The 20,930-nt window shown below is 66.9% G+C and carries 18 protein-coding genes and 1 tRNA gene; 9 read left to right on the top strand and 10 right to left on the bottom strand.

Annotated elements, in window-relative coordinates:
- Positions 1-7 precede the first annotated feature (7 nt).
- The 3 genes from lysA to B215_RS0117595 are packed head-to-tail and all read left to right on the top strand — an operon-like array spanning position 8 to position 2,966.
- Complete coding sequence (lysA, locus tag B215_RS0117605) at positions 8-1,267, top strand: diaminopimelate decarboxylase (protein ID WP_019370959.1); 1,260 nt, start codon at positions 8-10, stop codon at positions 1,265-1,267.
- Positions 1,264-2,019 (top strand): precorrin-2 dehydrogenase/sirohydrochlorin ferrochelatase family protein, encoded by a 756-nt coding sequence (locus B215_RS0117600; protein ID WP_019370958.1) that lies wholly within the window; start codon positions 1,264-1,266, stop codon positions 2,017-2,019. The genes lysA and B215_RS0117600 overlap by 4 nt, the downstream gene beginning before the upstream one ends.
- Positions 2,016-2,966 (top strand): zinc transporter ZntB, encoded by a 951-nt coding sequence (locus B215_RS0117595; protein ID WP_019370957.1) that lies wholly within the window; start codon positions 2,016-2,018, stop codon positions 2,964-2,966. The genes B215_RS0117600 and B215_RS0117595 overlap by 4 nt, the downstream gene beginning before the upstream one ends.
- Before the next feature lie 39 nt (positions 2,967-3,005).
- Here B215_RS0117595 and B215_RS0117590 read toward each other — a convergent pair whose 3' ends face one another.
- The 4 genes from B215_RS0117590 to B215_RS0117575 form a co-directional block, all read right to left on the bottom strand.
- The gene (locus tag B215_RS0117590) at positions 3,006-3,542 is read right to left on the bottom strand and encodes an NADPH-dependent FMN reductase (protein ID WP_019370956.1); all 537 of its coding nucleotides are present in this window, start codon (positions 3,540-3,542) and stop codon (positions 3,006-3,008) included.
- Between the two features lie 47 nt (positions 3,543-3,589).
- Positions 3,590-4,936: a M28 family metallopeptidase gene (locus tag B215_RS0117585; protein WP_026009373.1), complete on the bottom strand. Its 1,347-nt coding sequence runs from the start codon at positions 4,934-4,936 to the stop codon at positions 3,590-3,592.
- 82 nt (positions 4,937-5,018) lie between these two features.
- The gene (locus B215_RS0117580; RefSeq protein ID WP_019370954.1) at positions 5,019-7,580 is read right to left on the bottom strand and encodes a hypothetical protein; all 2,562 of its coding nucleotides are present in this window, start codon (positions 7,578-7,580) and stop codon (positions 5,019-5,021) included.
- Between the two features lie 171 nt (positions 7,581-7,751).
- Positions 7,752-7,838, bottom strand: a tRNA-Leu gene (locus tag B215_RS0117575).
- Between the two features lie 128 nt (positions 7,839-7,966).
- On the opposite strand from B215_RS0117575, the gene B215_RS0117570 reads away from it, so the two are divergent.
- The gene (locus B215_RS0117570) at positions 7,967-9,325 is read left to right on the top strand and encodes an MATE family efflux transporter (RefSeq protein WP_019370953.1); all 1,359 of its coding nucleotides are present in this window, start codon (positions 7,967-7,969) and stop codon (positions 9,323-9,325) included.
- Here B215_RS0117570 and B215_RS0117565 read toward each other — a convergent pair.
- Positions 9,297-9,998 (bottom strand): zinc-ribbon domain-containing protein, encoded by a 702-nt coding sequence (locus B215_RS0117565; RefSeq protein WP_019370952.1) that lies wholly within the window; start codon positions 9,996-9,998, stop codon positions 9,297-9,299. The two genes, B215_RS0117570 and B215_RS0117565, sit on opposite strands and share 29 nt — an antisense overlap.
- Before the next feature lie 160 nt (positions 9,999-10,158).
- On the opposite strand from B215_RS0117565, the gene ftsE reads away from it, so the two are divergent.
- From ftsE to B215_RS0117545, 4 genes are read left to right on the top strand one after another with little or no spacing between them, the layout of a single operon-like run.
- Positions 10,159-10,860, top strand: a complete 702-nt coding sequence (gene ftsE / locus B215_RS0117560) for a cell division ATP-binding protein FtsE (protein WP_019370951.1) — start codon at positions 10,159-10,161, stop codon at positions 10,858-10,860.
- Positions 10,857-11,741, top strand: a complete 885-nt coding sequence (locus tag B215_RS0117555) for a cell division protein FtsX (protein WP_019370950.1) — start codon at positions 10,857-10,859, stop codon at positions 11,739-11,741. The genes ftsE and B215_RS0117555 overlap by 4 nt, the downstream gene beginning before the upstream one ends.
- Positions 11,741-12,277: a YdcF family protein gene (locus B215_RS0117550; RefSeq protein WP_019370949.1), complete on the top strand. Its 537-nt coding sequence runs from the start codon at positions 11,741-11,743 to the stop codon at positions 12,275-12,277. Before B215_RS0117555 ends, B215_RS0117550 begins: the two co-directional genes overlap by 1 nt.
- The gene (locus B215_RS0117545) at positions 12,277-12,963 is read left to right on the top strand and encodes a lysophospholipid acyltransferase family protein (RefSeq protein ID WP_019370948.1); all 687 of its coding nucleotides are present in this window, start codon (positions 12,277-12,279) and stop codon (positions 12,961-12,963) included. The genes B215_RS0117550 and B215_RS0117545 overlap by 1 nt, the downstream gene beginning before the upstream one ends.
- A 6-nt stretch (positions 12,964-12,969) precedes the next feature.
- Here the strand turns inward: B215_RS0117545 and B215_RS0117540 are convergent, their stop codons facing one another.
- From B215_RS0117540 to crtY, 4 genes are all read right to left on the bottom strand, one after another.
- Positions 12,970-13,893 carry a phytoene/squalene synthase family protein gene (locus B215_RS0117540; protein ID WP_019370947.1) on the bottom strand — a complete coding sequence of 308 codons (924 nt, stop codon included), beginning with the start codon at positions 13,891-13,893 and terminating at the stop codon, positions 12,970-12,972.
- Positions 13,893-14,474, bottom strand: coding sequence for a TIGR00730 family Rossman fold protein (locus tag B215_RS0117535; RefSeq protein ID WP_019370946.1), 582 nt, complete (start codon positions 14,472-14,474; stop codon positions 13,893-13,895). The genes B215_RS0117540 and B215_RS0117535 overlap by 1 nt, the downstream gene beginning before the upstream one ends.
- Before the next feature lie 171 nt (positions 14,475-14,645).
- On the bottom strand, positions 14,646-16,124 hold the full coding sequence (locus B215_RS0117530) for a phytoene desaturase (protein WP_019370945.1): 1,479 nt from the start codon (positions 16,122-16,124) through the stop codon (positions 14,646-14,648).
- Complete coding sequence (gene crtY, locus B215_RS0117525; protein ID WP_019370944.1) at positions 16,124-17,281, bottom strand: lycopene beta-cyclase CrtY; 1,158 nt, start codon at positions 17,279-17,281, stop codon at positions 16,124-16,126. Before crtY ends, B215_RS0117530 begins: the two co-directional genes overlap by 1 nt.
- Positions 17,282-17,544: 263 nt before the next feature.
- Between crtY and B215_RS22045 the strand changes: the two genes are divergently transcribed.
- A complete protein-coding gene (locus B215_RS22045; RefSeq protein WP_019370942.1) occupies positions 17,545-18,267 on the top strand; it encodes a CatB-related O-acetyltransferase in 723 nt (240 codons plus the stop codon).
- On the opposite strand, the gene B215_RS0117510 is transcribed toward B215_RS22045, so the two are convergent.
- A complete protein-coding gene (locus B215_RS0117510; RefSeq protein WP_026009372.1) occupies positions 18,247-20,718 on the bottom strand; it encodes a TonB-dependent receptor domain-containing protein in 2,472 nt (823 codons plus the stop codon). The genes B215_RS22045 and B215_RS0117510 overlap by 21 nt on opposite strands.
- Positions 20,719-20,930 lie beyond the last annotated feature (212 nt).

The following is a 20,930-nucleotide window of genomic DNA, read 5'->3' as shown; positions in this document are numbered from 1 at the left end:
GAGGCCCATGACCGATTTCTCGATGATCGACGGCGAACTGCACGTCGAATCGCTGCCCCTCGCGCGCATCGCCGCCGAGGTGGGTACGCCCATCTATGTCTATTCCACCGAACGCTTCCAGGCCAATGCCCGCGCCTTTCGCGACGCGCTGAAGCCGCTGGGACGCATCCACCTCGCCTTCGCGATCAAGGCCAACCCCAACCTCGCGGTGCTCAAGCTGCTGGCGAACGAGGGCTTCGGCGCCGATGTCGTCTCCGGCGGCGAGATGGCGCGGGCGCTGGCGGCGGGCGTGGCGCCCAAGGACATCGTCTTCTCCGGCGTCGGCAAGACAAGGGGCGAGCTGGTGAAGGGGCTGGAGGCCGGCATCGGCCAGTTCAATCTCGAGCTGGTCGAGGAAGGCGAAGTGCTGGCGGCGCTCGCGGCGGAGCGCGGGCTGACCGCGCGGGCGGCGCTGCGCGTGAACCCTGATGTCGATGCCGGCACGCACGAGAAGATTTCGACCGGCAAGGCGGAGAACAAGTTCGGCTTGCCGATCGGCGAGGCACCGGAGATCTTCGATCGGCTCGGCAAGCTGCCTGGGCTCGATCTGCACGGCATCGCGGTCCATATCGGCAGCCAGCTGCTCGGCCTCGCGCCGCTGGAGGCCGCGTTCGAGCGCGTCGGCCGGCTGCTCGCCGAACTGCGCGCCAATGGCCACACCATCACCCATGTCGATCTCGGCGGCGGCTTGGGCGTCGCCTATCGTCCCGGCGAGGTGCCGCCGACGCCGGAGGCCTATGCCGAGATGGTCGCGCGGGTGACCAAGGACTGGGACGTCGAACTGATGTTCGAGCCGGGTCGCACCATCGCCGGCAGCGCAGGCGTGCTGGTGACGGAAGTGTTGTGGGTGAAGCCGGGGCAGGTCCATCCCTGGGTGGTGGTCGACGCGGCGATGAACGACCTTGCCCGCGTGGCGCTGTACGATGCCTATCACGGCTTTGCGGCGGTGAAGCCCAATGGCGAGCGCTTCGTCGCGAACGTCGCCGGGCCGGTGTGCGAAAGCACCGACGTGTTCGTGAAGGCGCGCGAGATCGACGCGGTGAAGGCCGGCGACCTCGCCGTGCTGGAGACCGCCGGCGCGTACGGCGCGACCATGGCCAGCACGTACAACAGCCGCCCGCTGGTGCCCGAGGTGCTGGTCTCGGGTGACCGCTACGCCATCGTCGCCGGCCGCATCTCCGCCGAGGAGATCATGGCCGCCGAGCAGGTGCCGGACTGGCTGAAGTGACGCTCGCCGCGCTGCCCCTGTTCGTGAAGCTGGCGGGGCGGCCGGTGATTCTGGTCGGCGAGGGCGAGCCGGCGGACGCCAAGCGCCGCCTGCTCGACCGCGCCGGCGCGCAGGTGGTGGGCGAGGGCGATGCCGCCGCGCTCGCCATCGTCGCACTCGATGATCCCGAGGACGTGGTCGCGCGGCTCAAGGCGCGGGGCGTGCTGGTCAATTGCGTCGACCGGCCCGAGCTGTGCGACTTCACCCTGCCGGCGATTGTCGACCGCGATCCCGTGCTGATCGCAATCGGCACCGGCGGGGTCTCGGCGGGGCTGGCGGCGGCACTGCGCCAGCGGCTGGAGGCGTTGCTGCCGGCAAGCCTTGGCACGCTCGCCAAGGGACTGGGCCGCAGCCGCGCTGCGATGAAGACGCGCTGGCCCGATGCGGGGGCCCGTCGCCGCGCCCTGGCCGATGCGCTGAGCGAGGGCGGGATGCTCGACCTGCTGGCAGGCGACGGCGATGTCGATCGCTGGTTGGCGCAGGGAGCCGCACCGCAGGCGCAGCTCGTATCGCTGCGGCTGACCTCGCCGGACCCCGAGGACCTCACGCTGCGTCACGCCCGGCTGCTTGCGCAGGCTGACCGGCTTTTCCATCTAGGCGACGTGCCCGACGCCATCCTCAACCGCGCGCGCGCCGACGCCGCGCGCATCCTTGCCCGTCCCCCCGCCGATCCTGGCGAAGGCCTGTCGCTTTGGCTGGAGATGGCGGGTTGAGCGGCTTTGCCTATGTCGTGAAGGACGGGAAGGTCGAGCAGCCGACGATGCGCGCGGCGCTCGAGGCGCGTGGCGGGCTCACCTGGATCCACCTCACCACCAATGACGAGCGGGCCCAGCTCTGGCTCGGCGGCGAGGCGAAGCTGTCGCAATATGTGATCGATTCGCTGACCGCCACCGAGACGCGGCCGCGCTGCGACGCGGTGGGCGAAGGCGCGATGATCAACCTGCGTGGGCTCTCGTCTGAAGTGACGACCGCCTCCGATCCCCTGGCTTCAATCCGCATCTATGCGATGGGCGGCTGCGTGTTCTCGGTGACGCGCAAGCATCTCAACGCGCTGCAGCCGGTCCGCGAGGAAGTGGAATCGCACAAGATTCTCGATCCGGGCGACCTGATCGCGGCGATCGCCTCGCAGATCACCGAAGAGCTCGATCCGGTCGTCGCCGAGCTCGGCGACTCGCTCGATGATTGCGAGGAGCAGCTTTCCGCGCACCGCGCGTTCGAGTTGCGGCGGATGGTCAACCGCGTCCGGGTGCAGGCGATCGGCTATCGCCGCTTTCTCAATCCCCAGCGCGCCGCGATCGAAAAGCTGGCCGGCCTGCCCGGCGAATGGCTGCGCGAGGACGATCGCCTCCACCTCGCCGCCGCCGCCGATCGCGCGGCCCGCATGGCCGAGGAAGTGGAGAGCATTCGCGAGCGCGCTGCGCTGACGCATGAAACGCTCACCGATCTGCGCGGCGAACTGCTCGACCAGCGCTCGCTCGTGATCGCCATCGTCGCGATGGTGTTCCTGCCGCTGACCTTTCTTACCGGCTTGCTCGGCATGAATGTCGACGGCATCCCCTTCGCGCACGAACCCTGGGCATTCTGGGGCGTGGTGGCTGTGTGCGTGACGATGTCCGGCGGGATCGCGGGCTATTTCGTCTATCGGCACTGGTTCGAATGAGATGGTCGCGCCGGCGCAGGCCGGGAGGGCGGAAGAACGTCAGCGGTTCAGAAACTCGAAGATCTGCCCGACCATCACGTCGAGCGCGCCCTGGCAATGCGCCTCTACGTCCGGCGTCTCCACGGTGTTGACCGCGATTCCCATCGGCGTCGGCCATCCTCGCAGCGCGTGGGTGATGGTGCGCAGCGCCTGCAGCGTCGCGACCGAGGCCTGCCAGCCGGCCGCCGTCGCGATCAAGCCGATTGGGAGTCCGTCGAAATAGACGCGCTTGTCGCGGCTCAGCAGCTCGACATAGTCGAGCGCCGTTTTCACCAGCCCTGAAAGCGTGCCGTGATAGCCTGGCGATCCGATGATCACCGCATCGGCCGTACGCAGCGCCTCGACATAGCGGATCACCTTGGCGTCGCTCTCGCCATGTTCGGGCTCGTAATGTGGGAAGACGATGTCCGGTCCGGTGAGCAGGGTGGTGCGCGCGCCGCGCGCCTCGGCCCGGGAAAGGGCGGCGGCAAGCAGTTTGCCGGTGCTGGATTGGGCGCGCAGGGTGCCGCCCAGCGCGACGATGTGAGGCGTGTGCATGAATACTCGCTAGAGCAAGCCGGCGCGGGGCGCCAGCTTGGGGAACGTCATTCGGGTTTGCCGCCGGGCTTCCATTCCGGCTTGGCATCGCTGTTCGCCAGGGCATGGAGCGGTTCGACCAGCGACTGGATCGCGCGGGTCATGAAGGCGATGTCGATATTTGCGACCGTATCCTCCTTGCTGTGGTAGGTCGGCACCACCGCCCAGCCAGAAATGGTATGGGCGACGACTCCCTTCAGCGCGAGGGCGTAATTGTCCGATCGCTGGAAGAAGTTCTGTTCCGGATAGGGATCGGACGTCACCAGCGCGCCGTGCGCCTTCAGCGTCTCGCCCAGCGTCGAGCGTTCGAAGCCGGTCATCATCATCGTGCCGGCGGGCAGCTTGGGATCCTGCGCGCCGATCATCTCGACTTCGATGTTGGCAACGATCTGGTCGAGCGGCACCGGCGCATGGGCGATGAAATGACGCGCGCCATAGCCGCCAATCTCTTCCGATCCATAGGCGACGAACAGGATGCCGCGCTTCGTGCGGCCCTTCAAGGCGAGGGTGCGTGCGAGTTCGAGCACCGCCGTGGTGCCCGAGGCATCGTCGTTCGCGCCGTGCATCACCGTGCCGTCGGGCTGAACCCCAAGATGATCGAGATGCGCGCTGAGCAAAAGAACGCCCGCCTTGGGATCGGTGCCGGGCAGCCAGCCCACCGCGTTGGTGGTGACGCTGGCCGCTTCCGCCACCGGCACCGTCAGCACGGCGCGTGCGCCGCCCTGCTTTGCCAGCGCGTCGAACGCTGCCGCCGGCAGCACCACAAGGGCGGGGCGGCCCTCCGGCACGGTGCCGCGCAAATAGCCGGGCAAGCGGGGTTCGCCGCCCAGCCGCTCCGCCAACGCCTTGGTGTCGGCGCTCTCGCGGACAATCACCAGGCGGGCGCTCTTCAGCTGGCTGGCAGTGCGATAGACCTGCATCGCCGGTTGATCGCCGGTAACGATCATTGCGTCGGCAGGCGCAGCGCGCGACAGCGCCTTGGCGGGAACAACGCGCAATGCCCCTTCCACGCCCTTGCCGTCGCCGATCAGCAGCGCGGCCCCGGCGACCGGCGTGCCGTCCACCGTCAGCGTGATCGGCGCCTGAAGCTTGAGGCGGACGATTTCGGCCTTTTGCAGATAGCCGTTCATGCCAGGCGCAGGTTGCAGACCGGCGCCTTGGAACTGCGCGGCGACATAGGCGGCGGCGATCGCCTCATCGGGTGTCGCGCTGCCGCGCCCGCGTAGCTCGTCGCCGGCGAGGAAGGTCTCGTGCGCACGCACCCATGTGCTGCTTACCTCTGCCTGCTGCGCCGCCGCTGGCACGGCCAGCACGCTCACTGCAGCCCATGCCGCCAGCAGATACCCACGCCTCATTCGCACTTCCCCCGTTCGGTTGCGGGGGCGTGATGGGCCAAGCGGGCGCGACGCGCAACCACGCGCCGCGCCGCCGCCGGGATCAGAAGAACAGCTTGCGGACGCTCAGGGTCACCGTCCGGCCCGTCGGGTCGAGCAGGTCGGGTTGATAGTTGACCGGAATCGTGCCGGTCTGGTCGGTCACGCGCTGCCGGGTGTTGAGAAGGTTGGAAACGCCCAAGCTCACACGCGTACCGCGCAGCCAGCGATGCTCGCGCACCAGCTTGAACTGTCGGCCCAGATCCGCGAACAGCCGCAGGTTGAACGTGCCGAGATCGCCAAAATTCAGCCGATCGGTGTTGTTCAAGCCGGTGAAGACGGTGGTGCTGCTCTGCCACTTATAGCCGAGCCGGATGCCCACGCCGTCCTTGGTGAAGCCCGCCTGTCCTTCGATCTGGTGGGCCGGCTGGCCACCATTGTTGCCGGCGGCATCGCCGTTCAGCAGGTCGAGGATCGGCACGCCATCGCGTATCTTGATCTGATTCTTGAAATACCAGGTATGATAGAGGCTGAACTGCGCGCGACCGGCGAGCGCGCCGTTCGGCCCGCCAAAGCCACCACGCCCACCGCGGAAGCCGCCGCCGGGACCGCCAGGCCCCCCCTGGCCCGCGCCAGGGGGCGGGCCGAAGAGGCTGCCGCCGCCGGGCGGACGGGGCTGCTGGCCGTTCTGCCCCTGTTGCTGCCCGAACATGCCCGCCTGCCCTTCCGCCGGCAGCGGCTTTCCGGCGGCAACGGCCGCGGCGCGTTCGGCTTCGCGCTGGGCGCGCATCGCAGCGATCTTCTTTTCGACGGACGACCGGATCGGCACCGAAAGGTTGAAGCCCCAGCGGAGCTGCTGGGTGTTGTTCTCGGCGAAATTGACAGCACGGTTGTCGATGCTCACCAGATCGCCATCGGCATCGCGGACGAACCGATCGGGGAACGCCGCTTCGATCGGCGCGGTCACGGAAGGAAGCGTGGCGATGTCGTTGCGGATGCGCGTGGTCACGTAATCGGCGCGGAACGACAGATCGGTCTTTTCCGACGGGCGCAGTTCCAGGCCCAGCTTCATCACATGCCGGTTCTCGGCGGTGAGCAGCGGGTTGCCGCCGGTGATCGTAGTGATCGTCACCGTCTGGCCGGTACGATAGTCGAACACACGGGTATTGGGGCTGGCGATTACCGGATTGCCGAGCTGGCCCGTGGTCGGCGCGTCCTCGGTATCGGTCCAGGAGGCGATCAGCCGCAGCGGCTTGAGCGGCGACCAGTTCACGCCATAGCCCGTGGTCGTCAGCGTGCCGAAGTCCGACAGGTGCTGGACGGCGACATTGCCATTGAGCGTCAGATCGCCGATCGCGCTCAGCACGGCGCGGCGGCGGCTGGCGATCGGCACGTCGATGTTCAGCTGGCTGCTGGCAATGTTGCGCGACAGCGACGCATCGGTCGGCAGGCCGTTGCGCACGGCGGTGCTGTCGAAGCTGCTCAACGATCCGCCCAGACGCAGCGAAGTGGAAACATCGCCTGCCGGCAGCCGGAACAGCGGGCCGCGCAGCAGCGCATCGACCGCGCCGACATTCGACACGGATTGGCCCTGATCTGCGGGGCGCGCCAGCCCGGCGGTATCGAAGCCGCGATCGGTGATGGTGTTGCTGGTCACGCGATCGTAATTGCCGATCACCGACCAGCTCCACGCATTGCCCCAAGGCAGGCCATCGCCGTTCAGCGTGGTGCCGAGATGCGCGGTGATCGTGCGGCTGCTGGCGGTGAGCGGATTGGGCTCGCTGGGCAGCGCGATCGGGGCCGCCGTCTGCGAAAGCGCAAGGCCGCGCAGCGCCTCGCTCTGCTGCACTTCCAGCGTGCCGTTGATCGTCGCGCCCAGCTTTGGATTAAGGTCGCGCGCATAGGAGCTGTTGATCGTCAGATCCTGGCTCGGGGATACCAGCGTGCGATAGGGCGCCTGGTTGACGCCGCTGCTGTCGGTGACCGTCGGCAGCACGTTGCGCTCGCTTTCGAGCAGCGCCGAATTGCCCTCATATTTCACGTCCAGATTGACGCGACGATCGCGGTTGATCTTGAGGATGTCGGCTTGCACTTCCTGGCTGCTGTTGCCGCCCTCGGTGGGGCCGCCGCCTTCCAGCTCGGTGGTGAGGGCGCGGAAACGCTCGCGCAGTACGAAATTGACGACGCGCTGATCAGCCGAGTAGCCGAACTTCAGCGCCACTTCCTCCGCCAGGATGTCGACGCGCTCGATTGCCTCGGTCGGCAGGTCGCGAATCTCGGCGAAGCTGGAGATGCGGCGGCCGTTGAGCAGCACCACCGGCCTGCCGCTGCCGCGCCCGCTGCCCGTCTGCGGCGCCAACTCGTTGAGCAGATCGGAAATAGACGACACCGCATAGGCACGGATGTCCGCCTGATTGAGCTGAATTTCAGGGGGAATGTCGCTCTGCACCGCGCCGCGTGGGGCGGAGGAGGTGACGACGATTTCATCGGTATAGGGATCGGCTTCCTGCGCGGGCGCCTGGGCAGGGCGGCTGCCCTGCTGTGGCTGGGCCGTAGTTTGTGCCTGCGCCACCAGCGGCGATACGCCTGCCAACAGACCTGCCAGGGTGGTCCCCAGTCGCTTCATCGTTGTTCCGTCCCTTTGTTACCGAATCACAAGCGGGCCCGCAGGCCCGCCCTTCTTCATTCGCCGGGTACGACGCACATGTCGCAAAACTGTGCCAAAATATAAGATAAATGTCGCAGCGCAGGATGCAGATGCGAAAATGGGGGCCGGAGCCCCCATCGTCTTGTTCACTGGTGCGGTCGAGAAGACTCGAACTTCCACGGCCTTTCGGCCACAACGACCTCAACGTTGCGCGTCTACCAGTTCCGCCACGACCGCACGTGAATTTCCGCCGGCATTTTCGTTCCGGCGGCTGGTAAGGCAGCGGCCCCTAGCAAAGCGAAACCGGGCTGGCAACCCGCCTTGTTCGGCTTTCTTGCGACGCCGCTTGCGCCTATGCCCCGGGCATGGCTGCCACAACGCCCCTTGCTGCGGAGACGCGCCGGATCCTTGCGCTGGCATGGCCGGTCATTCTGACGGGCCTGAACTGGACGATCCTGCACGTCACAGATGTGATCGTGGTCGGGCTGACGGGCACGCATCAGGTGGCGGCGCTGGGCGCCAGCCGCACGATCACCTTTCCCGGCATCGTGATGGGGTTGGGCGCGCTTTCGGGCGTGCTGGTGCATGTGTCGCGGGCGGACGGCGCCGGCGATCTGCCCGGCACCGGCCGCGTCCTGCACCGCGGCCTTCTGCTCGCGCTGATGCTGGGTCTGGTGAGCGGCGCACTGCTGTTCGGATTCGCCGCACCGTTGCTGGCGATGGTCGGGGTTGCGCCCGATCTGGTGCCGGTGGCGGCGCCGGTGGTGCGGATGATGGCGCTGGCCTACCCGTTTCAACTGGTGACGATCGCCGCGAGCTTCTTCCTGGAGGGGGTGAGCCGGCCGGGCCGCGTCACCACCGTCAATCTGGCCATCCTGCCTGTCAACGGTCTGCTCGCCTGGCTTCTCGCCACCGGCGCCGGAGGATTGCCGGCCTGGGGTGCGGCAGGCGCGGCGGCGGCTACCGCTATTGCCTCCGCGCTGGGCGCAGTGGGGATGGTCGCCGCCGCATGGACCTTGCCGCGTGCACAGGCGCGCGGCGTGCGTGCGCTGCGTTCCTGGGCGGCGCCGGGCAACTGGGCCGGGGCCTGGGCGCTGGCGCGGTTCGGCGTCGTGCCGGCGATCGCGTCCGGGCTGGAACTGGTCGGCTTCTCCATCCTGATCGTGCTCTCCACCCAGTTGGGAGAATCGACCGCGCACGCCTTCCAGATCGTGTTTTCGATCCACAACGTCACCTTTGCGGTGGCGCTTGGCCTGGGATCCGCCGCGGGCGTACGCGTGGGCAATGCGGTGGGGGAAGGGGTGCCGCAGGTGGCGGCGAAGCGCACCGCGATCGCCGCGGTGCTGGCGGCGATCGCCACCGGGCTTCTAGCGATCGGCCTGATCCTTGCGCCGATGCTTGCGGTGCAGGGGTTCCCCGCCAGCGCCCAGGTTCATGCCATTGCCGCGTCGATGCTGATGCTGTGGGCGCCCTTCATCCTGTTCGACGGGATCCAGGTGGTGTTCGTCTATGCGCTGCGCTCGCTCGGCGATCAGGTGGCGGCGGGCGTCAACGGCATCGTCGCCTTCTTCATCGTCACCGGCGGACTGGGACTGCTCCTGGTGCACGGTGGCTATAGCGCGCAGGGTCTGGTGCTCGCCTCTGGGCTCGGCATGGTGGCCGCCGCGCTGCTGAACGGCGGGCGGCTGATCCAGGTCACTCGCCGATTTCGCTCGCAAAGCTGAGGCGGGCGACCTTCGCTTCGGCCGGCACGTCGACCTTGGCGCCGTTGAATTCCATCGCCGCCTGCGCGTCCAACGTCCGCGCCGCCGGCGTGATCCGCCAGCCATAGACTTCGCGGCCCTGGCCATCCATCAGCCGGATGCGGATATCGGGCACGTGCTGCGCGCTGCCGGTGGGATTGAGCACCTTGCCGGAAACGATGAACAGGCGGCTGCCGTCGGTGCGGGTCTTCAGCTCGACATTCTTCTCGCTGAACAGCAGCGGCGTTTCGCCTGCCCCGAAGTTGAGCCCCAGCTTCGCGGCCACGCCGGGCGCCTTCCAGTGGAGCAGCGCGGCACCGCCCAGCAGCACCGACAGGGTGGCAACGATCGCCGCGATCGTCCAGCGCAGCCGTCCCCGCCGGGGCGGCGGCGGCGGATCGGCGAACGGATCATAGGCCTCCGGCTCGGCATCTACTGCCTCGACGGCCTCAGCGGGCACAGGCAGCGCCGGTTCTTCCACGGCGTCGAGCTGCGGCGCCGCTCTTTCTTCGGCGGGTGTCGTCAGCTCTAGCGGCTCGGGCGATTGAAACCAGCTGTGCTTGCAGTTGACGCACCGCACGGTCCGCCCGTCCGGGCCGATCGCGGAACTCGGCACATCATAGCGCGATCCGCACTGGCTACACTCCAAGATCATGCTGTCCGCCCCTCTACCCCGGCCGAAGACGCGCCGGACGCGAAGCCTAGCCGCGCCGATTCCGGGCAGCAAGCGGCTTGGCGGCGGGTTGAGCGCCATCGGGTGCTGTGCGATGGCGGCCGCTCAAGCGGATCAAGGGATGGGATGGGCCGCACGGCGCATGGCGAACATCGTGCACTTCGAGAAGGTCGGCCTGCGCTACGGCACCGGGGTAGAAACGCTGTCGGACGTCAGTTTCACGCTCGCCAAGGGCGGCTTCTATTTCCTCACCGGCGCCTCGGGCGCGGGCAAGACATCGCTGCTGCGCCTGCTCTATCTGGCGCAGCGGCCGACGCGCGGCGTCATCCGGCTGTTCGGCGAGGATGCCGGCGCGCTGCCGCGACGGCGGCTGCCCGCGCTGCGTCGCAGGATCGGCGTCGTGTTTCAGGATTTCCGCCTCGTCCCGCATCTTTCCGCCTATGACAATGTCGCGCTGCCGCTGCGCCTCGCGGGCGTTCGGGAAAGCGATATCGACGCGCCCGTGCGGGAAATGCTCGAATGGGTGGGGCTGAGCGCGCGCGTCACTGCACGGCCGCCCACGCTTTCCGGCGGCGAGCAGCAGCGCATCGCCATCGCCCGCGCCGTTATCGCCCGCCCCGAATTGCTGGTGGCCGACGAGCCTACCGGCAATGTCGATCCCGACATGGCCGATCGGCTGCTCCACCTGTTCGAAGCGCTGCACCGGCTGGGCACGACGGTGGTGATGGCCACGCACGACCTGCACCTCATCGGCCGGATACCCCATGCGCACCGGATGCGGGTGGAGAAGGGCCGGCTGGTCGATCCGACGGGCGTGCTGCTGCATCCGCCGGGAGCGGCATGATGCGCCTGGCCCCGGATCGCACGATCGATCGCCAACTGCTCGATCGCGGCCAGCACGCGCGGATCATGATCGGCATCATGGGCATCATGCTGTTCCTGACGGTGTTGAGCGCAGCGCTCGGGCTGGGCGTCACGCGCGCGGTGGGCGACCTCGATCGCGGCTTTGCCGGCAAGCTGGTGGTGCAACTGGTCGAACCCGATGCCCGGCTGCGCGACAGGCGCGCGGCGGCCTTGGTGGGGCGGCTGAAGGCGATGCCGGGCGTGCGCCGGGTCGTGGAAGCGGATCGCGATCGGCTGGCGGCGCTGCTCCGACCGTGGCTGGGCGATGCCGGTCTCGATCCCGACCTGCCGATGCCGGTGCTGATCGATGTCGAGGTGCCGGCTGAGCGCGCGGAGGCGGTGATCGCCGCGGCGCGATCGGTGGCGGCGGGCATCCGGGTCGATCGCAGCGCCGCCTGGCTGGCGCCGGTGCGCCGCTTCCTCGCCACGCTGGGCGCCGTCGCCGCAGGGCTGGTGCTGGTGATTGCGGCGGCGGCGGCCGGCGTTGTGCTGCTGGTGACGCGCGCGGGGCTGGACACGCACCGCGATACCATCGAAGTGCTGCATATGCTCGGCTCCACCGATCACCAGATTGCCCGCCTGTTCCAGCGGCGGATTGCTTTCGACACGCTCCTGGGCGGAGCCGCGGGCGCGATTCTGGCCCTGGCGCTGATCGTGCTGCTGCAGGCGCGGCTGGTGCAGATCGGCTCCGGCATTCTGGGCGGCACCGGGCTGGCTCCGGTCGACTGGGCGCTGCTGATCCTACTGCCCGTGGCGTTTGCGTTGCTCGCGACGGGGGCGGCGCGAATCGCGGTGCTGCGCGCGCTGGCGGGGCAGCTCTGATGCGGCGGCTGTTCCTGCTGCTGTTGCTGGTCGCGTTCTCCTGGGCCGTCGGCTTTGGCGTCTTCTTGCTGAGCCTGGGCAAGCCGCTGGGCGCGCATCCCACCGATGCGGTGGTGGTATTGACCGGGGGGCCCGGGCGCATCCAGCGCGGGCTGGATGCGCTGCGTCGGCAGGATGCACGGCGCATGCTGGTGAGCGGCGTCAATCCGGACGTTCGCCCGCGCGAGCTGGCGGCGCAGTTTCCGGCCGATCGCGCGCTGTTCCGCTGCTGCGTCGATTTGGGCCATGAGGCGGTCGACACGCGTTCCAACGCCGACGAGACCGTCCGCTGGGTGCGCGAGCACGAGTATCGCAGCGTGCGGCTGGTCACGTCCGACTGGCACATGCCGCGCGCCCGACTGGAGCTTGCCCATGTGCTGGGCGGTGTGACGATCGTGGGAGACGGCGTGCCGAGCCGCCTCCGCTGGCGCATGTTGCTGCAGGAATACCACAAATATCTGGTGCGCCGGGGGGCGCTGCTCGTGGGGGTGGATTGATGGACGTGCTGCGAACCTGGGCTTTTCGCCTGTTCTTCTACAGCATCTCCGTCGTGATGGTGTTGCTGGTGCCGATCGTCGCGTTGTTCGGCGGGCGAGCGCTGCGGGCGCACTCGAATCTGTGGGCATGGCTGATGCAATGGTCGGTCGGCGCGATCATGGGCGCGCGGCTGCGCGTCGAAGGCACGATACCGAGCGGGCAGCTGCTCTTCGCCGGCAAGCACGAAAGCTATTACGAGGCGCTGGAACTCACGCGCATGCTCGACAGCCCGGCAACCGTGATGAAGCGCGAACTGGCCAAGATCCCGATCTGGGGCTGGGCGGCGCAGCGTTATGGCACAATCGTGGTGGACCGGGCCGCAAACGCCAGCGCCCTGCGGGCGTTGATGCGAGACGCGAAAACCGCGCTGGCCAGCGGCCGATCGGTGCTGATCTTTCCGGAAGGCACCCGCGTGCTGCCCGGTGAGGCACCCCCGCTCCGTTCCGGCTTTGCCGGCCTGTACCGTGCCCTCGATCTGCCGGTGGTTCCAGTGGCGGTGAAGAGCGGGCATGTCTGGCCCCGCAAAGGGCTGATGCACAAAGGCGACATCGTGTTCCGCTTTGGCGAGCCGATTCCGCCTGGCCTTCCGCGACGCGAAGTTGAAGCGCGGGTGCATGCCGCGATCAACGCGCTGAACGCCCAATAACCAAAGTTATCGCGGCCGCGTCCACAGTCCTGCCGGCCGTGGCGTCGGCGCCCGCTTCCATGCCGCGATCCAGGCCCCGCCGATCGCGGCGAGCTTCTCGCCGCCCGACGTTGTGGTGCGGCTCTCCCACGCGCCTGCGCCCCGCGCGCGAACCTTGCGGGCGATGCCGCCATAGATGTCGGCGGCGGCCAGTACCGCCCAGGCCGAGCGGAACGACAGCGCCGCCGCCCCGCCCCGCGCGCTGATCTCATAGGCTTCCGCCCGGTCGGCGAGCCGCGTGCCGAGGATGGCGAGCGCGCTGCGATCGGCGAGCGGGTTGTCGGCGGTCAGCCCCACCTCCGCGAGCCAGGCGGCGGGCAGGTAGCAGCGGCCGGCTTCAGCATCCTCGCCAATGTCGCGCGCGATATTGGCGAGCTGAAAGGCGAGGCCCAGGTCGCACGCGCGATCGAGAACCGCCTCATCCTCAGGCTGCACGCCCATCACCACCGCCATCATGCAGCCGACCACGCCGGCGACATGGTAGCAATAGCGCAGCAGATCGTCCTCATTTGTCGGCTGCCAGCCATCGGCATCGAGCGCAAAGCCGTCGATCAGGTCCCAGGCGAAGCGATGCGGCATGCCGGTCTCTTGCGCTACGATGCGTAGTGCGTCGAACGCTGCATCGCCGACCCATTCGCCCGCCAGTGCCGCAGCGGTGCGTTCGCGCACTTCCGCCAAGCGGGCCTGGGGATCCTCGACCACGGTCATGCCATGGCCGTGATCCTGACCGTCGGCGATATCGTCGCAGCGGCGGCACCAGGCATAAAGCAGCCAGGCACGCTCCCGCGTCTTGGGATCGAACAGTTTGCTGGCCGCGGCAAAACTGCGCGAGCCGCGGGCGATCGATTCGCCGGCGGTGGCGACGATCGCATCGCGGCCGGGAAAGCGCATTACAGCTGGTCGCGCCGCAACTGGGCGATCGGCACGATCGGCTGGGCATCGGCCATCTTGGCCAGCAGGCCGTCGATCGTGCTGTCGACCAGCAACAGGCCCTGGTGCTGCGACCGCACGAACCCAACCGTTCCCATATGCTCCCAGAACTCGACGAGCTTGTCGTAATAGCCGGCGATGTTGAGCAGACCGATCGGATCGGCGTGGTAGCCGAGCTGCGCCCAGCTCATTGCTTCCCAAAGTTCGTCCATCGTACCGGTGCCGCCGGGCAGGTTGACGAAGCCGTCGGCCAGCTCGGTGAAGCGCGCCTTGCGCTCGTGCATCGTCTCGCACACCTCGAGGGAGGTGAGGCCGCGATGCGCGACCTCGGCGTTGACGAGCAGGGTGGGGATTACCCCGATCACCTCGCCGCCAGCCTCCAGCGCTGCATCGGCGACCGCGCCCATCAGGCCGAGCCGACCGCCGCCATAGACGACACCGATGCCGCGCTCGGCAAGCGTGCGGCCCAAGGTGCGGGCGGCTTCGATATAGACCGGATTGGCCGGGCTGGCCGAACCGCAATAGACGGCGATACGCTTCATTATGTGCTCCTGTGGCGGGGCTGATAGCGTGTTTTCGCGGGGAGGAAGAGGGGGTACTTAGCGCCGCACCTTCAGGGGAATGGGATGGCGCGGTGTCTCACCGAGACCTACTTTCGTTCCGGAAACCCTTCACCCCAACCCCTCCTCCAAGGAGGAGGGGCTTGAGATGCTTCAGACCATTTCGCCCAGCATCAGCTCGGCAGTTGCCTTGGCGCTCCCCACCACGCCCGGAATACCCGCGCCCGGATGCGTTCCCGCGCCGACGAAATACAGGTTCGAAATCGCGTCATCGCGATTGTGCACGCGGAACCACGCGCTCTGCGTCAGGATCGGCTCCAGGCTGAATCCCGATCCGTGATGCGCGGCAAGATCGTCGCGGAAGTCGGTGGGCGCATAGTGGAACTTGGTGACGATTCGATCCGCCAGATCCGGGATCAGCCGACGCTGCACCTCGGCAAGGATGCGCTGCTCTAGAATTGGACCCACTTCGCTCCAGTCTGCCGGGAATTTGCCGAGATGCGGCACCGGCGCGAGCACGTAAAAGGTCGAATGTCCCTCCGGCGCCATGCTGGCGTCCGAAGCCGACGGATGGTGGAGATACAGCGAGAAGTCCTCGCTGATCACGCCATGCGTGTAGATGTCGTCGAGCAGACCCTTATAGCGCGGGCCGAACAGGATCATATGGTGCGGAATGTCGGGGAAGGTGCCGCGCAGTCCGAAATGCACCACGAACAGCGACGGCGAAAAGCGCTTGTTGACGAGCCGCCCTGCCGTTCGCCGCGCGCTCCGCGAATTGCGCAGCAGGTCGCGATAGCTGTGGACGATGTCCGCATTGCTCGCCACCGCATCGACTTCCAGTTCGAAGCCGCTCTTGGTGCGCAAGCCGGTCACCCGATCGCCCAGCGTCAGGATCTCGTCGACCGGGTCGCCGATCCGCACCGCGCCGCCCAGCCGCTCGAAATGGCGGATCATGCCGGCGACCAGCCGGTTGGTGCCGCCTTCGGCCCACCACACGCCGCCGTCGCGCTCCAGCTTGTGGATCAGTGCATAGATGCTGCTGGTCGCCATCGGATTGCCGCCGACGAGCAGGGTGTGGAACGACAGCGCCTCGCGCAGTTTCTCGTTCTTCACGAAACTGGAGACGATCGAATAGACCGAGCGCCAGGCCTGGTTCTGCATCAACGCGGGTGCGGCCTTCAGCATCGACTTGAAGTCCAGGAACGCCTTCGCGCCCAGCTTCACATAGCCTTCCTGATAGACCCGTTCGGAATATTCCAGGAACTTGCGATAGCCGGCGATGTCGCTGGCATCGAGCTTCGCGATCTCGCCCGCGAGCACGGCGTCGTCGTTGGTGTAGTCGAAGGTCGTGCCGTCCGGCCAGGACAGGCGATAGAAGGGCGTGACCGGCTTCAGCGTAACGTCTTCCGAGATATCGTGGCCCGAAAGGCGCCACAGCTCCTTCAGCGCGTCCGGATCGGTGATCACCGTCGGGCCGCCGTCGAAGATGAAGCCGTCGCGGTCCCAATAATAGGCGCGGCCGCCGGGCTTGTCGCGCGCCTCGATCAGCGTGGTGTCCACGCCGGCGGACTGCAGTCGGATGGCAAGGGCGAGGCCGCCGAATCCGGCGCCGATCACGGCTGCGCGGCGCATCAGCGGTTCCAGATCGCAGAAAGGGCGCGGCCGATCGGCACCGGCGGCTTGCCCGAAAGCACGCGCACGCGATCACCCCAGGTCGACTGCCCGGCATAGAAGCGCTGGATCAGACCTGCATCCAGACGGTAAAAACGTTCCAGCACGCGATAGCGCTCCTCGGGTTCGGCCGCCTTGAACAGCATCGCGGCGAGCATGCGATAGAAGCCGCGCTTGCGCCATAGCCCGCGCGAATAGCCATACAGCATTTGGTGCAGCGCCTCGCCGGAATAATCCTTTTCCTCGGCGATCAGCGCGGCGGTCCGCACTGCGTCGGGGAAGGAATAGCCGGTCATCGGGTGGAACAGCCCGGCTTTCATGCCCGCCTTGGCGATGCCGCGACCGCCGGCGGCCCAATAGGCGGCATGGTCGCCGCCCATCGCCACCGGAAGGCTGCCCACTTCTTCGCGCAGCACGCGCTCCACCTGCCAGCCTGCCGCATCGGCATAGGCTTCGATCCGCGCGCCGGTGGCAAGCAGGTCGATCGATGGCGTGTCGCTGTAATAGGTATCTTCGACGAACATCCGCGTCGGGCTGAACGGCAGGCAGTAGACGAAGCGATAACCGTCGATCTGCGGCACCGTTGCGTCCATGATCAGCGGCCGTTGCACCGTGTTGAGCGCGGCGAGCGCGAGCTCGGCTCCGTGGAATTTTTGCCAGCCGAGCTGCAGCGCGCTGGTGTCGCCCACGCCGCGACAATCGATCACGCCATCCGCTTCGACCAGATCGCCATCGGCAAGCGCGACGGCGTTGGGCGTGATGTCCGCCGCCTCGCGGCCGAGCAGCAGGCCCTTGGGCCCCAGCGCCTCGCGCACGACGCGATCGAAATGCTCCGATTCCACCGAATAGTAGCGCGCCGGCAGCGTCCGGCTGTGACCGGGGAATGCGACATCATAGTTCGACCAGCCATGGCTGATCAGCGGCGCAGCGAGCCAGCGATGCTCGGGCGCCACGTCGTCCGCGAAGAACGACCAGAGATGATTGCCGCCGATCCGCGCCGAGCCTTCGATGAGCCGGACGGAGCAATGTGGTTTCTTCTTCCGGATTGCGAGCGCGATAAGCCCGCCCGCAAGGCCGCCGCCGACAATGGCGACGTCGCAACTGATGGTTGAAGGCATGTCCGTCGCCTAGCTCAACCCCGGGGGTGTGGGAACCCCGCGCGTAGGACCCGCGCGCCGAAGCGGGGCGCGTACATGCCGACTGCCGCACCTGATCTCTTGCTATAAGGAAGGCAGGAGGTTTCATGTCGCCGAAGAACGAGAACCAGCTTGCTGAAGAGGCACGGCAAATCTGCCGGAAGATCGGCGGCGGCATCGCTCAGGACGTTTGCTTCGGCTGAGCTGGGGCGAAAGGCGAAACGCTGATCGAGGGGCCCGCCAACTTGCAGTCAGGCAGGTACCTCGCCGATTTCATCGGCGGCTTCACCTATCTTGGCGGCGGCGCATCCATCTTCCGGCATGTCGCGAGCATCGGCCGCTTCTGTTCGATCGCCAACAACGTCGTCATGGGGCAGGTTGAGCACCCGACCGATTATCTTTCGGCCCATCCGCTGTTCGAAGGTGAGTTCGATTGGCCACAGCTAAGCGAATTCCGCGCGCGAAACGCGCCGGCGATCGCAAAGGCCGCGGCACTTGCGGGCACGCGGGTGCAGGGCCGGGCTGACAAGATCGTCGTCGGCAACGATGTCTGGATCGGCGAGGGCGCCTTCATTCGGCGCGGCGTGACGATCGGCGATGGCGCGGTGATCGCGTCTCGCGCGGTGGTGGTGAAGGATGTGCGGCCCTATACGATCGTCGGCGGCATACCCGCCAAGCCCATCAAAACGCGTTTCCCACCCGACATCATTGCCGAGCTGATGCGACTGCAATGGTGGAACTACGGCCTGAGTGCCCTCGACGATGCGGACTTCACCGATATCGAACAGGCGGTCCGGACGATCGATCGCAACATCGCCTCCGGTCGTGCCGAACCCTATTCCGGCCGGCTGGTCCATATCGATGCGGAGGAAGCCGTGACCTTGTGCCGCTTCGATCGGCTGAGTGGCTGGCTGGCTCCGATCGCACCGGAGCCTGCCTTTACCGATTCAGAAGCTGTACTTTGCTGAGACCGAGATCGTCCGGCCGTTGATCGACCGGGCCCAGCCGATGCCGTTCGCCGGCACGGTGCTCTGATTGATCTCGAAGAAGCCGCGCTGGTCGAGCAGGTTAGTCGCATTGAGCATCAGCTCGACCTTCGGCACCGGCCGCACCACCGCGAAGGCGTTGACGACGGTGAAGCCGGGCATCCGCAGCAAATTGCTGTCCTGCGCATAGCTGCTGGTGATCGTCACTACATTGGCACCTAGCGTAGCATAGCGCAGCTCGATCTGCGGCGTCGCCTCCAGCGTCCAGGTCGGCTGGTGGCGCGGCTCCTTGCCGGTGAGCGTGGCGTCGAGCTTGTCTTCAGTGATCTTCGCTTTGGTGTAGGTCGCCCCGGCGGTAATGCTGAAAATGCCGTAGCGGTAGCTGCCTTCCATCTCGACGCCGGTCGCACGATAGGTGCGGAACGTGCGCGTGGCGGCGCCGTTGAGGACGTTGTGGTCGTCCGCCGTCGCGCGGAAGGCGGTGACGTTCAGCGTCGCGTTGGACTTGCGGAACTTGAAGCCGCCCTCCAGCTGGCGGACCTCGTCATATTTGTCGCTGGGATCGGCCACGCCGCCTGTGGTCGCGCTCACCGCTGGCGTGAACAGGATCTTGTCGGCATTGGCGCGCGCGCCCCGGCTATAGCGGGCGAAGAGCGAGAAGGGCTCGGCGACGCGGTAGTTGATGCCGCTCGAATAGCTCCAATAGCCGTAATTGTAGTTCACCGGCGCCGGTGCATCGAGCGGCAGGGTCGCGACGCGTGTTTCGGCCGGCGAGATCATGCCGTCGCCATTGACGTCGAATCGGGTTACGCCCACCCGGCCCCCGCCCAGGTCCGCTCCGAACAGCTGGCCGCGCACCCGCCCGCGATCATAGCGGACGCTGCCGCCGATCGAGATCTTGCCGATATGGTAGTTGGCCGAACCATAGGGGGCCAGAATGTCGTAGGATACGTCGAAGATGCGGCGGAAATTGCTGCCGTTTCGGCTGAACGCATAATAGCCGCCCTGCGTCTGGGCCACGCCCTGCGCGTTGAAGATGTCCACCATTGCGGTCTGGCCGTTGCCGACGACATCGGTGTTGATCGCGGTGTGCAGCCACTGGGTGTTGAGCTGCTGGTTCGCCTTATAGAGCCCGCCGGTCACCGTCAGATCGCCGCGGCCCATCTTCCAGACGCGGGTAGCGCGGAAATCATTGGTGAAATTGTCAAGCGAACGGGCGCGGGTCTGCGAGATGTAGGAAAACATCAAGAGGCCGTTGCCGTTGACCGGCGTCGTCGTGGAGATCAACTGGCCGGCATTGGGGCCGGTGGCATAGCGCGCCGTGGCGCCGGCGCCTCCCTGAGACGCCGCAAGCGCGGCCACGGTGGTAATGCTCGACGGGAAGGCGCGATTGTAGTCGCCGCCATTCTTCGAATAGCGCATGCGGTTCGAAATGGTGAAACCGGCGACGTCGAACTGCGCTTCCAGGCCGATCGACTTGGAGGTGGGATGCATCCCGTTGGCGACCGGGAATCGCTGCAGCTTGTTCTCGCCGTCGAGCGTGATCACCGGCCCGATATAGGGAGACAGTGTCGAGTCGCGGCGGATGTCGAAGCCCGGCACATCGCTGATCACCGGATTGTCGTTCGTCCCCGTGATGCGGACGGCATAAGGCGCGAAAGTGGGCGAACGATCGTCCAGCCATTTGCCGTGCACGCGAACATAGCCGTTGGCGAACTGCTTGGTCACGTTGACGCGGATCTGGCCGCCCTTGAAGCCGGTGAAGCCGATGTCGCGCGGCCCTTCGCCCGAGCGATAATAGCCGCCGATGTGGAAGCGCCAGCCGCCGCCGAGCGGGCTACCATAGTCGAAGTCGACGCGCTTCTCGCCATAATCCACGCCGGTCGACAGCCGAATCGCACCGCCGGCGACTTCGCCCGTCTTCGAAATCAGGTTGATCACGCCGCCGGGGGCGTTGGACGAGAAGGTCGAGCCGGAACCACCACGGATGGATTCGATCGCGGCGACATTGAAGTCCGCCCGCATGTACACGTCTGCGGCGATGTTGAAGAAGTCGCCGAACTCGAGGACGGGCAGCCCGTCTTCCTGGAACTGCATGTATTTGGAGCCGCCGGCCGCCAGTGGCAGGCCGCGTACCGTATAGTTGGCGTTGCCTTCACCGATATTGTTGGCGACGCGTAATCCCGGCATGGTGCGCAACAAATCGGCAAGCGGGCGCGGCCCCAGCTTTTCGAACTCGGCGGCGCGGAACGCGCTGGTCGACGTTGCGCTGTCCAGGCGGTCGCGTCCCTTGGCGACGCCGGTTGAAAAAACTTCCTTCTCGGGGACTTGCGCGGTCTCCGAAGGCTTCTCGCTGTCGCCGGCGGATTGCGCCAGCGCAGGGGCGACTATGGCGTTCGAGCAGAACGCGAGCAAAAGATACCGCAATTTCACGACGACCACTCCCGACCCGTACTTGCTGTTGTTTAAGGGGTGGGAGGGTGCACCTGATCAGGTTTACAATCTTGTTGTGCGCTTCTGCGTAAAACTACGACTGTTGCTTCATCACAACGGTTTACCGGTGTCATCTGCCGCGCACTGGGCGCAACCGACGGTGTTTCGCGTCGCTAAGTGGCGCTGGATCGGCGTCAATCGCATTGCCGCCC

The sequence above is a fragment of the Sphingomonas sp. ATCC 31555 genome (genome assembly GCF_000282895.1).
Lineage (GTDB): Bacteria > Pseudomonadota > Alphaproteobacteria > Sphingomonadales > Sphingomonadaceae > Sphingomonas.
This window is presented reverse-complemented; position numbering and strand designations above follow the sequence as displayed.

Coding starts and splice junctions, on each gene's coding strand:
- lysA (WP_019370959.1), top strand. CDS start 8: ATGACCGATTTCTCGATGATCGACGGCGAACTGCACGTCGAATCGCTG.
- B215_RS0117590 (WP_019370956.1), bottom strand. CDS start 3,542: ATGCACACGCCTCACATCGTCGCGCTGGGCGGCACCCTGCGCGCCCAA.
- B215_RS0117585 (WP_026009373.1), bottom strand. CDS start 4,936: ATGAGGCGTGGGTATCTGCTGGCGGCATGGGCTGCAGTGAGCGTGCTG.
- B215_RS0117580 (WP_019370954.1), bottom strand. CDS start 7,580: ATGAAGCGACTGGGGACCACCCTGGCAGGTCTGTTGGCAGGCGTATCG.
- B215_RS0117570 (WP_019370953.1), top strand. CDS start 7,967: ATGGCTGCCACAACGCCCCTTGCTGCGGAGACGCGCCGGATCCTTGCG.
- B215_RS0117565 (WP_019370952.1), bottom strand. CDS start 9,998: ATGATCTTGGAGTGTAGCCAGTGCGGATCGCGCTATGATGTGCCGAGT.
- ftsE (WP_019370951.1), top strand. CDS start 10,159: ATGGCGAACATCGTGCACTTCGAGAAGGTCGGCCTGCGCTACGGCACC.
- B215_RS0117555 (WP_019370950.1), top strand. CDS start 10,857: ATGATGCGCCTGGCCCCGGATCGCACGATCGATCGCCAACTGCTCGAT.
- B215_RS0117550 (WP_019370949.1), top strand. CDS start 11,741: ATGCGGCGGCTGTTCCTGCTGCTGTTGCTGGTCGCGTTCTCCTGGGCC.
- B215_RS0117545 (WP_019370948.1), top strand. CDS start 12,277: ATGGACGTGCTGCGAACCTGGGCTTTTCGCCTGTTCTTCTACAGCATC.
- B215_RS0117540 (WP_019370947.1), bottom strand. CDS start 13,893: ATGCGCTTTCCCGGCCGCGATGCGATCGTCGCCACCGCCGGCGAATCG.
- B215_RS0117535 (WP_019370946.1), bottom strand. CDS start 14,474: ATGAAGCGTATCGCCGTCTATTGCGGTTCGGCCAGCCCGGCCAATCCG.
- B215_RS0117530 (WP_019370945.1), bottom strand. CDS start 16,124: ATGCGCCGCGCAGCCGTGATCGGCGCCGGATTCGGCGGCCTCGCCCTT.
- crtY (WP_019370944.1), bottom strand. CDS start 17,281: ATGCCTTCAACCATCAGTTGCGACGTCGCCATTGTCGGCGGCGGCCTT.